Below are 13,670 nucleotides of genomic sequence, written 5' to 3' on the forward strand. Positions count from 1 at the left end.
GACCATGGCCTCCCCCGCCCCCGGCACGGCCGCCACCGACGCGGCCGCCGCCGACGGACCGGTTCCGTCCGTCGCACCGGTCGACGAGCGGCTCCCCCTCCCCCGGCTGGTCCCGCTGGCCTTCCAGCACCTGCTCGCCGGGGTCGCCGCCCCCGTCTCCTCGGTGATCCTGATCGGTACGACACTGTCGCTGACCGCGTCCCAGACGGCGTCGCTGCTCAGCGCCACGCTCGTGCTGTGCGGTATCGGGGCCCTGCTCCAGTCGCTGGGTGTGCGGGCGCTGCGGGTCGGCGCCCGGCTGCCGTTCCTGATGCTGCCGGGCGGTGCGGCGGTGGCGATCTTCCTCCAGGTCGCCAAGGAGCACGGGCCCGCCACCGCCTCGGGCTCCGTGCTGATCGCGGCGGTCTTCCTGATCGCCGTACTGCCGCTCTACGGCCGGCTGGTGCGGTTCTTCCCGCCGCTGGTGATGGGCACCACGGTGGTCCTGATCGGGATCAACATGATCAAGATCACCGCGCCGGTGATCGCCTCCGGCCCCGGGCTCGGCTTCGCCACGCTCGGCATCATCGCCCTGTTCTTCCTCTTCATGCGCGGTGTCTGGCGGCAGATGTCGGTGCTCTTCGGGCTGGTGGGAGGCACCGCATTTCGATCTGCTGGCCGCCGTGCCGCTGCTGGTCTTCGCGCTCGCGTCGCTGGCCGAGGCGACCGGGCAGACCGTCCTGAACAGTGAGGCGGTGGGGCGGACTCCGGACCCGGCCCGGGACGTCCCGCGGATCTCCCGCGCGGACGCCGTGACCTCACTGGGCGCCGGGATCTTCGGTACGTCGCTGATGGTGACCAGCGCGGAGAACATCGGCATCGTCCAGCTGACCCGGGTGCGCAGCCGGTTCGCCACGGCGGGCGCGGGGGTGCTGCTGATCCTGTGCGGTCTCATCACGCCGCTCACCCGGTTGCTCGCCGCCAAACCGGCGCCGGTGGCCGGCGCCGCGGGGCTGATCATCTCCGCGGTGATCGCGACGATGGGGTTCGGCATGCTCAGCCGGGAGGACCTCACGCACGGCACCAACGGCATCGTGGTCGCGCTCGCGCTCTGCGTCGGGCTGCCGGTCTTCGCCCCCGAGATGTACGCGGGGATGCCGGTGTGGGCCCGGACCGTCTTCGGCAGCGGTGTGGCCGCCGGGGCGCTGGCCGCGGTGATCCTCGCGGCGGTGTTCGCCAAGCTGGGGCCGCCGGACCGTACGGCTGACTGAACAGGGCGACCCCCCGCGTCCCTGCGGAACGGGACCCAGACGACCGCCCGCGCCCCTCACCGTGTCAGGTGGGGGGGCGCGGGCGGTTTCGCGTACGGGCCGCGCGCGGCTCAGCCGAGGCCGCGGGAGTCCTGCTTGAGGGCGGTGTCCACGGTCAGCGCCGTGGCGACCACCAGGCTCAGCAGCGGCTCGGGCAGCTGGTAGTGGATCTGCAGCACGTAGTTGTCCGCCGTGGTGAACAGCGTCTTGGCGAGGCCTTCCCAGGTCTTGGTGATCCGGGCGATCTCGGCGTCGTTGTGGTCCACGATCGCGAAGTTCCAGGCGCGCCAGTTCTCCGCCTTGATCGCGCCGACCTGCTGCCCGTCGACCATGATCGCGAAGTTGATCTTGCCGATGGCGTTCTGCTGGACGATCTCGCCGACCGGCTGCCCGTCGGGGCGCTGGACGATGACCTTGGACTTGATGAACTTCGCCGGGCGGGTGAGCAGCAGCTGCGGCTGACCGTAGGCGTCACGGATCTCAAGACGGTGGGTCATGTACTGGTCGATGCTGCTGAGGAACCGCACGACCTTGCGGAGCGCGCTCTGACCGACCTCGACGACCGAGCCGACGGTGTTGCCGTGCTGGTCGAAGACGCTGTACTCGTTGGTGACCTCGATCAGCTTGGCCTTCTGGTTCACCACCAGGACCTGCTGGTTGAAGAGCGAACCCGCACCCGGACCGCCGCCCTGTTGGGGATGGACACCCTGCTGCGGCATCGCGGCCGGCTGCTGGGCGGGAGCCTGCTGCTGGTGCTGCGGGGCCGCCTGCTGCTGGTACTGCTGCTGCGGCACCTGCGCCTGAGCGGGGGCCTGGCCCTGGGCCGGAGCCTGCTGCTGGCCGCCCGCCGGGTTGGTGTGCTCGGTCCACTGGGAGCCGTCCCAGTAGCGCAGCAGCTGGGGCGCGCCGTGCGGATCCGGATACCATCCCGCAGATACGTTCGAGTGCGTTGTCACCGGGGCACACTATCCCGCCACGCCGTCGGCGGAACCCCCCTCCCCGCACATCCACAGGTTCGGAACAGCCCTCCGCACTCATTGAAAGTTCACACACCGCTACGATGTCCGGGATGAACAGGCTGAGTGGACGGACCGTCCGGGTGTGCGACGCCCGCGTCCCCGTGCTGCTCGGCTGGCTGCTGGTGCTGCTCTCCGTGGTGTCGTGCTGCTCGTTCAACTCCGCGGGACCCGCCGCTGCCCCGCATCACGGCGCCGTCCCCCTCAGCGCCTTTCACTCCTTCACCCCGGCAGCGGTGGCGGACGAGGCACGCATGGTGGTGGCCGACGCCCCGCGGAACCGAGGGAGTTCCTGCCACGTCGCGCCCGACGACGCCACGCCGGTCGTGCTGCCCGCTCCGCCCGCACCGGCCGCGCTCCCCTCCGCACCGGCCGTCCTCCCGGCCGGCTCCCTCACCGGGGCCGCCGGCATCAGGGGCCCCTCCAACGACGCCGTCGGAGACGTCGACCATCTGCGCCTCCAGGTTCAACGGATCTAGCAGCAGCGCCTGCCCCCCTCCCGAGGGGGCGCATCCGTCTGCCCGCGAACCATCCGGCTCACCGAACCAGAGGACCCACCATGGCCTCCGCCAAGAAGCACACACCCGCCAACGCCCGCCGCGCCAAGCTGGAGGAGGCCCGCCGCAAGGAGCGGGCCCGCGAGCGCCGCAGCCGCATCATCACGATCACCGCCGCCGTCGCCGTCGTGGCCGGCCTCGTCGCGGGTGGCGGCTACCTGATGAACAGCGCCGACAAGAAGGACAAGGCCGAGACCGCCGCCAAGTCCTCGCCCGTCCAGGGCGAGAAGAGCTGGGACAAGCTCGGGCGCGAGCACGTCGACAAGAAGGTCGACTACCCGATGAACCCGCCGGTCGGCGGCGACCACAACCCGGCGTGGATGAACTGCGACGCCGACGTCTACACCGAGGCGATACCGAAGGAGAACGCGGTCCACTCGCTGGAGCACGGCGCCGTCTGGGTCACGTACAACGGCAAGGCGGCGCCCGCCGACGTCAAGAAGCTGGGTGAACGGGTCTCGGCCACCCCGTACTCCCTGATGAGCCCCGTCGAGGACCAGGCCGCCCCGCTGATGCTCAGCGCCTGGGGAAAGCAGGTGACAGTGAAGAGCGCCTCCGATGCCAGGGTGGCGCAGTTCTTCACGAAGTACGTCCAGGGCCCGCAGACCCCCGAGCCCGGTGCCGCGTGCGGCGGCGGGATCGCCAAGTGACCTCCCCGGCCGGGTCCGCGGCCCGTGCGTCCCGTCCGCTGGTGCTGGCCGGCGGCGCACTGCTGCTGCTCGCGCTGGCCCTGGTCGCGCTCATGCTGGCCCGCCCCTCCGCCTCTGCCCCGGCACCGGGCGCGAAGGCGGCGGCCTCCGCGCCCGCCGAGTCCTCCGCGGACGTGGGATTCGCCCGTGACATGGCCGTCCACCACCAGCAGGCGGTCGAAATGGCGTTCATCGTCCGGGACCGGACCGCCGATGTGGCGGTGCGCCGGCTCGCGTTCGACATCATCAACACCCAGGCCAACCAGCGCGGCATGATGCTGGGCTGGCTGGAGATGTGGGGCCGTGCCAAGAGTTCGCCCGGACCGCCCATGGAGTGGATGGGCCACGCCTTCACCCCGCGCGGCGACGAGGCGCTGATGCCCGGTATGGCGACCGGCACCGAGCTGGACGCGCTGCGCGAGGCGAAGGGCAGGGACGCGGAGGTGCGGTTCCTGCGGCTGATGACGGCGCATCACCGGGCCGGTGCGGACATGGCACAGGCGGCCTCGGCCGCCGCGGGCACCGACGAGGTCAGGAACCTGGCATCGGGCATGGTGACGGCCCAGCGCTCGGAGATCGCGCTCATGGCGGACATGCTCAAGGAGCGTGGGGCCACCGGCTGAGCCCGCCGGCCCGGACACGCCCTTGAACTGGGCGTGTCCGGGCGGGCGGCAACCGCATCCGGACCGTACCGGTGTACGAGATCGCATAGGCTCGGCACCGATATGAAGAGCAACCTCACGCCGCTGGGGCCCAAGGCCGACAAGGACACCGTCCGGCGCAGCAACCTCAGCCTCGTGCTGCGGGCCGTCCGTGACGAGGGCGAGGGCGAGGCGACCCGGGCCGGGGTCGCCGCGCGGGTAGGGCTGACCCGGGCCGCCGTCTCCTCGCTCGTCGAGCAGCTGCTCGACAGCGGGTTCCTGACGGAGTCCGGCAAGACGTTCAGCGGGCAGGCGGGGAGGCCCGGCACCGCGCTCAAGATGGCCAGGACCGGTCCGGCCGGGCTCGGCGTCGAGGTCAACATCGACTATGCGTCGGTGTGCGTCGTCGACCTGGCGGGCACCGGCCGGGTCCGGCTCACCGAGCACCTCGACAACCGGGGCGCGCCGCCCGCGGAGGTACTGGCGCGGGCGGCCAGGATCGCCGCGCGCACCCTGGACTCCGCGGGCGAGCAGGAGCTGTTCCCGGTGGGCGTCGCGCTGGCGCTGCCCGGACTGGTCTCGGACGGCGCGGTGCGCCAGGCCCCGAACCTGGGCTGGAACCAGGTCCCCGCGCAGGAGCTGTTCGCTGCCGCGCTGGCCGAGGAGCGGCCCGGTCGCGAGGCGCTGACCGTGAGTTCGGAGAACGAGGCCAATCTGGCGGCGCTGGCCGAGCTGTGGTTCGGCGGACTGGACCGGATCCGGAGCTTCCTGTACCTGACCGGTGAGATCGGTGTCGGGGGCGCCCTGGTCATCAACGGCGAGCTGCTGCGCGGGGCGCACGGCTTCGCCGGGGAGATCGGGCACGTGGTGGTGGATTCGCAAGGGCCGCAGTGCCGCTGCGGTTCGCGCGGCTGTTTGGAGCAGTACGCGGGCCAGGCGGCGCTCCTGCGGGCCGCCGGTATCGAGGAGACCGGCAGCGGCATCGCGGTCGCCGAGCTGGAGCGGCGTACCCGGGCGGGCGACGAACGGGCGGTCGCCGCCGTCGCCGGGGCGGGCCGGATGCTGGGCCGGGTGCTGTCCGGGGCGGTGAACCTGCTGGACCCGGACGCAGTGGTGCTCGGCGGGATCTACCGGAACCTGATGCCGTGGCTGTCGCCGCCCGTGGACGAGGAGCTGACGGACCGGGTCGTGTCTGGGCTGTGGTCCCCGGGCAGCGGCCGGCTCCGCGCCTCGTCCGTCGCGGGTGACGCGGCACGGGGTGCGGCGGCCCTGGTCATGACGGACGTGCTCGCGGACCCGGTGGCGTACGCGGGCCGCGGCACGGCCTGAGGCGGTCTGCGGACACGGCCCGCGTCGCCGGGGCGGCCTGCGTCGCGGGGGGGTGCCTCTATGTCCTTCGTCTAGGCGGTCCTGTCGGGTTTGGTGTGGTTCGGGGTGCTGGGGTTATGCGGCGAGCTCGATGTCCTTCGGTGTCCGGGATTCGTAGAAGGTGCCGTCGCGGAGCATGGCGGACAGGACGCTGATGCGTTGGCGGGCGAGGCGGAGGAGGGCTTGGGTGTGGGTTTTGCCGCGGGCTCGTTGCTTGTCGTAGTAGGCGCGGGAGGAGGGGTCGGCGTTCATGCAGGCGAAGGCGGACAGGAACATGGCCCGCTTGAGCTGGCGGTTGCCGCCGCGGGGTGCGTGTTCGCCGTGGATCGAGGTCCCGGACTGCCGGGTGGTGGGTGCGAGTCCGGCGTAGGAGGCGAGGTGGGCGGCGGTGGGGAAGCTGGTGCTGTCGCCGACAGTGACCAGCAGGACGGCGGCGGTCCTGACGCCGACGCCGGGCATCGACGTCAGGACCGGGGAAAGAGGGTGGGTCTCCAGAAGCGTGTTGATCTGGGTTTCCATCGCCCGTCGCTGGGTGTGGACGGCGGCCAGGGACGCGGCCAGGGAGGGGATGACGATGTCCAGGGTGCCGGTGCCCGGGACGACGACGGTCTGCTCGTCGAGCGCGTCGAAGACGTCGTCGATCAGCCGCTGGGCCATGCGTGGGGCTCTGGGGCGGATCAGCTCGACGAGTCGGCGGCGGCCGGCCTTGCGCAGGGCGCCTGGGGAGCCGTAGCGCTCCAGGAGCCAGGTGATGGCCTGGTGGTCGAGTCGGGGGCCGAGGACACGTTCGAGGCTGGGGTGGAACTGGGTGAGCAGGCCGCGTATCCGGTTGGAGGTGCGGGTGGCCTCGGCGGCGAGGTCCTGGTCGAAGCCGACGAGCACGGTGAGTTCGGCCGTGATCTCGTCGGTCAGTTCCAGGGATCGCAGGGTGTGCGGCATGGTGCGGGCAGCGTCCGCGATCACGGCCGCGTCGCGGGCGTCGGTCTTGGCCTCGCCGGGGTAGAGGTCGGCGATCCGCCGCATCGCCAGGCCGGGCAGGTAGGCGACGCGGCAGCCGGCATCGCGGGCGACGGTCAGCGGCAGGGCACCGATCGAGGCGGGCTGGTCCACGATGACCAGGACGGTGCCGAACTTCGCGGCAAGCCTGTCGAAGACGGCTCGCAGCTTCGGCTCGCTGTTGGGCAGCGGCTTGTCGAAGACCTTCTTCCCGGCCGGAGTAAGCCCGTGCCCGTGATGAGTCGATTTGCCGACGTCCAGGCCGAGGAACACACCCACGTCTTCGATCTCGAACATCTTTCCCCTCCCAGGGGTTTTGACGGTGCCGGCCTCGGCTCGGGTGTCGCGCTCGCGCATCCACGTTATGCAGACCTGCCGCCCGCGAACCGCCCGGCGTTGCGCCGGACCGGACGGTGGCCGGACCTCTGATCAGCGTCTCCGACGAACACCCCCGAGCCCGGTGAACACCACCCCCCAGGTCATCTCGGACAGGGGGACCAAGTCATGCCGGGCCCGGAGGCCAGCGGCCCCGTTGCGGAGCCGTGGAAAACATAACGGGGGCTCGGGCACTGCGGCCGGCAGGTCGCGCACGTGCGCGGCGCTGACCACCGCGTGCCAGGCGGCTGTCTCGGTGGCCGTGGGCGGGCTTCCCAGAGTGATCAGCATGGACCGAACCTACGCAAACGAGGGTGGTGACGCCCCCGAGTTGCCGGGACGTCCGGGCGTCCGGGCGGTCGGGCGGTCGGGCGGTGGGCGGTCGGGCGGTGGGCGGTCGGGCGGTGGGCGGTGGGGCGGTCTGGCGGAACAGCGCGGACAGAGACGTACAGCAGGGGTCGAACAGGACGAGCGGTGTTCCCGCCCCCGGCACCGGGCCGGGGACGGGAACACCGCGAGGACTCAGGCCGCCGCGTTCTCGGTGACCGTGACGCGTCCCTTGCGGATCGTCGCCAGCCGCGGCGCGCGGCGGGCGATGGAGCTGTCGTGAGTGACCATGATGAAGGTCAGGCCGTGCTCTTTCCAGAGCCCCTCAAGCAGTTCCATGATTTCGTCACGCATGGATTCGTCGAGATTTCCGGTCGGTTCGTCGGCCAGCAGCACCTTCGGCCGCTTGACCAGCGCACGGGCGATGGCGACCCGTTGCTGCTGGCCGCCGGACAACTCGCCCGGCAGATGGCCGAATCGCTCGCCGAGTCCGACGGATTCCAGCGCCTGCGCGGCTTGTTCACGCCTGGCCGCCCCCTTGAGGCCGAGCCGCACCAGGGCCGTCTCGACGTTCTCCTGCGCCGTGAGCGTCGGGATGAGGTTGAAGCTCTGGAAGACGAAGCCGATGCTCTCGGCCCTGACCCTGGTCAGCCGCGCCTCGGGCAGCTTCGCCAGGTTCACCCCGTCGAACTCGACGGTGCCCCCGGTCGGCCGGTCGAGGCCGCCGAGCATCTGCAGCAGCGTCGACTTGCCGCCGCCCGTGGGTCCTTGGATGACGAGCCTGCCGCCGTCCTCGATGGTCAGGTCGACGCCCGCGAGGGCGTCGACGGTCTTCTTGCCGCGCTGATAGCGCTTGGTGACGCCGGTGAGCTGGTACACGGTGCAACTCCTGCGGTACGGGTCTGCGTGGGGGCCGGAAGACCCCGGGGACTGGGGACGGTCACTCGACGCGGCTCAGCGCGTCGGCCGGCCGCAGCCGGGAGGCGCGCCAGCCGCCGAACCCGCCGGCGATCAGACCGCCGGCGACCGCGAGACCGACCGCGAGGGCGATGGTGGCCAGGGAGACCGGCGCCGACAGCGCCACATCGACGACTTTGGACGTGGACTGTTGGGCGAACCCGCCACCGCCACCGCCGCCGCCGAAGCCGCCGGGAGCGCCGCCCGCAGGACCGCCGGCGCCGCCGCCACTGCCACCGCCGAGCTGCGCGGTGAGCGAGGGGCTGATGGCGGTGACGGCGTACGCGCCCGCGAGACCCACGGCGATCCCGAGCACCCCACCGATCAGACCGTTGACGACGGCCTCACCGACCACCTGCCGGGTGACCCGGCCGCTCTTCCAGCCGAGCGCCTTGAGCGTGCCGAACTCCCGCACCCGGCGGCTGACCGCCGACGAGGTCAGCAGCCCCGCCACCACGAAGGCGGCGATCAGCACCACCAGCGAGAGCCACTTGCCGACGTTCGACGCCAAGTCCGAGGCGGTGGAGAGCGATCCGGAGACGGTGTCGGCGAGATCGGCCGACGTGGTGACCGTCGTACCCGGCACGTTCTTCTGCACGGCCGACTTGACGCCGTCGATCCGCTGCGAGTCGGTGGCCTTCACATAGACCGTGGTGACCTTGTTCTTGGCGTCGGCCAGCGTCTGCGCCTGGGTCAGCGGCAGATACACGTTGGCGGCCGGATCGCCGCTGTCCGCCGTCGCTATTCCGACAACCTGGAACTTCGTGCCGGAGACGGTGACGGTCGAACCGACCTTCAGCTTCTTCTGCTTGGCGTAGGCGCTGTCGACGACGGCGACCTTCGCGTTGGTCTCGGACGCCTTGAACGTACGCCCCGACGTGAGCTTCGACGACGTCAGCGGGCCGAGCGCCAGGTGCGCCACGTCGGTCCCGTACACACTGAACGAGTCGACGTCGAAGTTGGCACCGCCGCCCTCGACCCGGCCCTGGGTCCTGCCGCCGCTGCCCTGACCGGGTCCCGCGCCGCCGCCCTGTTGCTCGTCCTGCTTGAACTGCCCCCTGGTGAACTGGCCGTTGACCTTCAGTACGGTCAGATTGAGACCGCCGACCGCCGAGGCCACGCCGTCCTGCGCTGCGACCTTGGTGACGGTGGACGAGGCGAGGGTCTGGAAGCCCTGCACCATGACCCGGTCGCTGCTCTGCTTCGAGGTGTCGCCCTCGCCCTTGGCACCGAACTTGAAGCTGGGGCGCTGCCCGCCACTGGTCGAACTCGGCGGCGGTGCGGCCTTGGTGACCGTCATGTCCGTACCGAGGCCGTAGAGGGACTGCAGGACCTTGTCCTGCGCCTTGCCCATCCCCGCGGAGACCGAGCTGACAACAATCACCAGCGCAATGCCGAGGGCGAGCCCGGAGGCGACGACGAGCGCCGCCTTCTGCGTCGGCGCAGCTCGCGCCGGAGGTAGATGAAGAACATGTGGCGAAGCTAGGCCCGGCTCGTGACGAAGAGGTGAGGCCACCGTAAGAGCTGGATGAGAACAGAAGAAGGCGGCGGCACCTTTCGGTGCCGCCGCCGTTCCGAGGACCAATCAGGGTCAGACCGCCGAACCGGCCTCCAGTCCGCCCAGTTCATGTTCCAGCCGTTGAGGCCGTTGTCCGGGGCAATGGTCTTGTCGTTCGAGTTCTTGACGACGACCACGTCACCGATGAGCGAGTGGTCGAAGAACCAGCGCGCCGGCATCTTCGGGTCGCCCGCGCCCTTCACGTCCTGCAGGCCCACACAGCCGTGGCTGGTGTTGGCGCTGCCGAACACCGAGGGGGCGCCCCAGTAGTTGCCGTGCACGAACGTGCCCGAGCTGGACAGCCGCATGGCGTCGGGGACGTCCTTGATGTCGTACTCGCCCTTGCCGTCGGAGTCCGTGAAGCCGACCGTCGCACCGTCCATGCGGGTCTTCTTGTACTTCTCGGAGATCACCATCTGGCCGTTGTACGTGGTGTTCTCGGGCGAGCCCGCCGAGATCGGGATGGTCTTGATTGTCTTGCCGTTCTGCTGCACCTTCATGGTGTGCGCCTTGGCGTCGACGGTGCTGACCTGGTTACGGCCGATGGTGAAGCTGACGGTCTTCTGCTGGACGCCGTAGAGACCCTTCGCGCCCTGCACACCGTCCAGTTGCAGCTTCAGCGTGACCTTGGAGCCGGCCTGCCAGTACTGGTCGGGCCGGAAGTCGAGACGCTGCGAGTTGAACCAGTGCCCGACGACCTCCTGGCCGCTGCTCGACGAGACCTGGATCCCGGTCTGCACGGCCTTCTTGTCGGTGATGGCCTTGTCGAAGTTGATCGACACGGGCATCCCGACGCCGACGGTCGAACCGTCCTCGGGGGTGAAGGTGCCGATGAAGCTGTTCGCGGGCGAGACGGTGGTGAAGGAGGAGTTCTCGTTGGCCGAGCGGCCCTTCGAGTCCTTCGCCGTCGCGGCGATCTTGTACGAGGTGGAGCGGTCGAGCTGGCCGTCCGGCTTCCAGCTCGTACCGTCGGCGGACAGCGAGCCCTTGACCGGGTCGCCGGCGGCGGTCGTCATCGTGACTTCGGTCAGCTTGCCTTTACTGACCGTGACCTTCGCGTCGTCGTTGATGCCCGCGTTGTCGGCGCCGTTCTTCGGGAGGATGGCTATCTGGGCCTCGGAGGTGTTCTTGGCCGCCGCCTCGTCCACCTGGGCCTGTGAGGATGACTTGGTCGGGTCCCCGGCGCCGCTGGTGTCGTCCTTGCCGTCACCACCGCTACAGGCCGAGAGCACCAGAACACCGCCAAGCAGTGCGGACGCGGCCGTGAGGCCCTTGCGCCGCTTGCCTTTCGTCATCACACGCTTCTCTATACATCGCCGATTGCAGTGCCGATAACCTTCAAGAACACCCGGTCCGGTTCGTCCGGTTCCACTTGGGCCGAAGATGTGGCGTAAGCCACTCGCCCGGTCCGTGGCGCGGCCCCGGTCCCACGTCTGCCGTCGGATTGGGGCCTTCCAGGGTGTCACGCCCGCGCGCTACTCCCGACCAGCGTCGTCCTCGTCGGGGTAAAGCTCCAACGAGTCGGGGTCGTAATCGATCCACTCGCTCGTCCACGACGCCTGGGCCAGCCCGATACCCGGGATGTCGTAGATCAGGTCGACGGGCTGTACGAGATACAACAGCGCCTCGGCGCCGTCCTCCCGCGCGGCGATCCGGGCGAGCGTACTCTCGTCCGCCGGCCTCGATATACCGGTCCCGATCCGCATGAGCGCCGCTACGCACAGCGCATCCTGGTTTTCGATCTCCAGTACCAAATCAACCCGTAGCCGTACATATCGCGATGTCTCAGAAGTGGTCATACGACGGAGTGTAGAGCTGATGCCCGCTACGGCTTTCCTCCGACCCGCTGCTTTCACTAACATCAGCGCACCCCGCCATTCGGGCGTCCTCATGAGGGGGGATCGTTCCGTGTCTGTCGCACGCCGACCGCTGCTGACGGCGACCGCCGCCGGAATCCTGCTCTGCGCCCTCTGGTTCGTCCCTTCCGCCAGAGGCGGCGACGACCACCACAGCACCCCGCACCAGCAGTCCACCGGCTACTCCCGGGGCGTCGGCTCCCAGCAGCTCGCCCTCGGCGACACGGACGGCGTCGACGCGACGCCCTACCTGATCGCCGGCGCCGCCGTCCTCGCGGCGGCCGCGGGCTACGGCGTCCGCGTGGCCCGCCGCGCCCGCCCCGCGTAGGTCTCGCCGCCCGGTTTACGCCAGCGGCCCGGTTACCGCTTGAACCGCCGCCACCAGCTGCCCCTCCCGTACGAACTTGTCCGCCGCCGCCAGGTCCGGCGCGAGAAAGCGGTCAGGCCCCGGGCCCGCGGCCCCGGCCGCCCGCAGCGCGTCGATCGCCGCCTGCGAGGCGGGCGCCGGCGTCAGCCCCGTACGCAGCTCGATCGCCCGGGTCGCCGCGTACAGCTCGACGGCGATGATCCGCGACAGGTTGTCGACGGCGGTCCGCAGCTTACGCGCCGCCGACCAGCCCATCGACACGTGGTCCTCCTGCATCGCGGACGACGGGATCGAGTCGACCGACGCCGGGACCGCGAGCCGCTTCATCTCGCTGACCAGCGCCGCCTGCGTGTACTGAGCGATCATCAGCCCCGAGTCGACGCCCGGGTCACCGGCAAGGAACGGCGGCAGCCCGTGCGACCGGTTCTTGTCGAGCAGCCGGTCCGTACGGCGCTCGGCGATCGACCCCAGGTCGGCCGCGGCAATGGCCAGGAAGTCCAGTACGTACGCGACCGGCGCGCCGTGGAAGTTGCCGTTCGACTCGACCCGCCCGTCGGACAGCACCACCGGGTTGTCGACGGCGGCGGCCAGCTCCCGGTCCGCCACCAGCCGCGCGTACCCGAGCGTGTCCCGCCCGGCCCCGGCCACCTGCGGCGCGCACCGCACCGAGTACGCGTCCTGCACGCGCGGCGCCGCGTCCTCCTGAAAGTGCCCGGTCAGCCCGGACCCGGCGAGCACCCGCAGCATGTTGTCGGCGCTGGCCCCCTGCCCGGGGTGCGGCCGGATCGCGTGCAGCTCGGGCGCGAGCACCTTGGCCGTGCCCAGCAGGGCCTCCAGGCTCAGCGCCGCCGTGATGTCGGCGGAGGTGTAGAGCCGGTGCAGATCGGCGAGGGCCATGACCAGCATGCCGAGCATGCCGTCGGTGCCGTTCAGCAGCGCGAGCCCCTCCTTCTCCCGCAGCTCGACCGGCAGGATGCCGTGCGCGGCGAGCAACTCGCCGGCCGGCCGTACGACCCCGTCGGGGCCCCCGGCGTCGCCCTCGCCCATGAGCGTCAGGGCGCAGTGCGACAGCGGCGCGAGGTCGCCTGAGCAGCCGAGGGAACCGAACTCGTGGACGACGGGCGTGATCCCCGCGTTCAGCACGTCCGCCATGGTCTGCGCGACCTCGGGCCGTACGCCGGTGTGGCCCGAAGCGACGGTCTTGAGCCGCAGGAACATCAGCGCGCGCACGACGTCCCGCTCGACGGCCGGGCCCATGCCCGCGGCATGGCTGCGCACGATGTTGCGCTGCAACTGCGCGCGCAGGTCCGGGCTGATGTGCCGCGTGGCGAGCGCCCCGAACCCGGTGGAGACCCCGTACACCGGCTCAGGCTTGGCGGCGAGCGCCTCGACGATCTCCCGGGCGGCGGCGAGCGCGTCGAGCGCGGAGCCGTCGAGCTGAACTTTCGCGCGGCCACGGGCGACGGCGATGACATCCTCGGCGGTGGTCCCGGCGGTGCCGACCACGACAGTGTGCATATTCATATTCACGAGCGTACGGATTGAATCCACGCGTGTCACCGTCGGGGGTTTCGCCTTCCGGCGTGGTTCGGTTGGCGGTCTGGGTTGCGGTGGTTGCCGGGGGCGGTGTCGCCGTCCGGCGCGGTTCCGAATGCGGGTTCTTGGTTGCGGTAG

The 13,670-nt window shown here is 70.7% G+C and carries 11 protein-coding genes and 2 pseudogenes; 6 read left to right on the forward strand and 7 right to left on the reverse strand.

The genetic code is table 11. The annotated features are described in order from the left end of the window. Window positions 1-4: 4 nt before the first annotated feature. Window positions 5-1,250, forward strand: a pseudogene (locus RLT59_RS03955) (uracil-xanthine permease family protein). A gap of 110 nt (window positions 1,251-1,360) precedes the next feature. Here the strand turns inward: RLT59_RS03955 and RLT59_RS03960 are convergent. Then, window positions 1,361-2,245, reverse strand: a complete 885-nt coding sequence (locus RLT59_RS03960) for an LURP-one-related family protein (protein WP_311302069.1) — start codon at window positions 2,243-2,245, stop codon at window positions 1,361-1,363. 113 nt (window positions 2,246-2,358) lie between these two features. Between RLT59_RS03960 and RLT59_RS03965 the strand changes: the two genes are divergently transcribed. The 4 genes from RLT59_RS03965 (at window position 2,359) to RLT59_RS03980 (ending at window position 5,521) form a co-directional block, all read left to right on the forward strand. After that, window positions 2,359-2,784, forward strand: coding sequence for a hypothetical protein (locus RLT59_RS03965; protein WP_311302070.1), 426 nt, complete (start codon window positions 2,359-2,361; stop codon window positions 2,782-2,784). Window positions 2,785-2,864: 80 nt separating this feature from the next. After that, entirely contained in the window at window positions 2,865-3,512 is a 648-nt protein-coding gene (locus tag RLT59_RS03970) for a thioredoxin-like domain-containing protein (protein ID WP_311302071.1), read from the forward strand. Then, window positions 3,509-4,174, forward strand: a complete 666-nt coding sequence (locus tag RLT59_RS03975; protein WP_311302072.1) for a DUF305 domain-containing protein — start codon at window positions 3,509-3,511, stop codon at window positions 4,172-4,174. The genes RLT59_RS03970 and RLT59_RS03975 overlap by 4 nt, the downstream gene beginning before the upstream one ends. Before the next feature lie 102 nt (window positions 4,175-4,276). Further along, the gene (locus tag RLT59_RS03980; protein WP_311302073.1) at window positions 4,277-5,521 is read left to right on the forward strand and encodes an ROK family protein; all 1,245 of its coding nucleotides are present in this window, start codon (window positions 4,277-4,279) and stop codon (window positions 5,519-5,521) included. A 114-nt stretch (window positions 5,522-5,635) separates the two neighbouring features. Here RLT59_RS03980 and RLT59_RS03985 read toward each other — a convergent pair whose 3' ends face one another. The 5 genes and pseudogenes from RLT59_RS03985 to RLT59_RS04005 all read right to left on the reverse strand — a co-directional run bounded on the left by RLT59_RS03985 (window position 5,636) and on the right by RLT59_RS04005 (window position 11,572). Further along, window positions 5,636-6,853, reverse strand: a complete 1,218-nt coding sequence (locus tag RLT59_RS03985) for an IS110 family RNA-guided transposase (RefSeq protein WP_311302074.1) — start codon at window positions 6,851-6,853, stop codon at window positions 5,636-5,638. Between the two features lie 600 nt (window positions 6,854-7,453). Then, a complete protein-coding gene (locus tag RLT59_RS03990; protein WP_311302075.1) occupies window positions 7,454-8,137 on the reverse strand; it encodes an ABC transporter ATP-binding protein in 684 nt (227 codons plus the stop codon). Between the two features lie 61 nt (window positions 8,138-8,198). Further along, window positions 8,199-9,688 (reverse strand): annotated as a pseudogene (locus RLT59_RS03995) (ABC transporter permease). A gap of 9 nt (window positions 9,689-9,697) precedes the next feature. Continuing rightward, window positions 9,698-11,068 (reverse strand): L,D-transpeptidase, encoded by a 1,371-nt coding sequence (locus tag RLT59_RS04000; RefSeq protein ID WP_399124774.1) that lies wholly within the window; start codon window positions 11,066-11,068, stop codon window positions 9,698-9,700. Window positions 11,069-11,248: 180 nt separating this feature from the next. Beyond that, window positions 11,249-11,572, reverse strand: coding sequence for a hypothetical protein (locus RLT59_RS04005; protein ID WP_311302076.1), 324 nt, complete (start codon window positions 11,570-11,572; stop codon window positions 11,249-11,251). A 109-nt stretch (window positions 11,573-11,681) separates the two neighbouring features. Here RLT59_RS04005 and RLT59_RS04010 point away from each other — a divergent pair, with 109 nt between their 5' ends. Next, window positions 11,682-11,957: a hypothetical protein gene (locus RLT59_RS04010; protein ID WP_311302077.1), complete on the forward strand. Its 276-nt coding sequence runs from the start codon at window positions 11,682-11,684 to the stop codon at window positions 11,955-11,957. 15 nt (window positions 11,958-11,972) lie between these two features. Here RLT59_RS04010 and hutH read toward each other — a convergent pair whose 3' ends face one another. Beyond that, window positions 11,973-13,520 carry a histidine ammonia-lyase gene (gene hutH, locus RLT59_RS04015; protein WP_311302078.1) on the reverse strand — a complete coding sequence of 516 codons (1,548 nt, stop codon included), beginning with the start codon at window positions 13,518-13,520 and terminating at the stop codon, window positions 11,973-11,975. Window positions 13,521-13,670 lie beyond the last annotated feature (150 nt).

It is taken from the genome of Streptomyces sp. ITFR-6 (assembly GCF_031844725.1).
GTDB lineage: Bacteria > Actinomycetota > Actinomycetes > Streptomycetales > Streptomycetaceae > Streptomyces.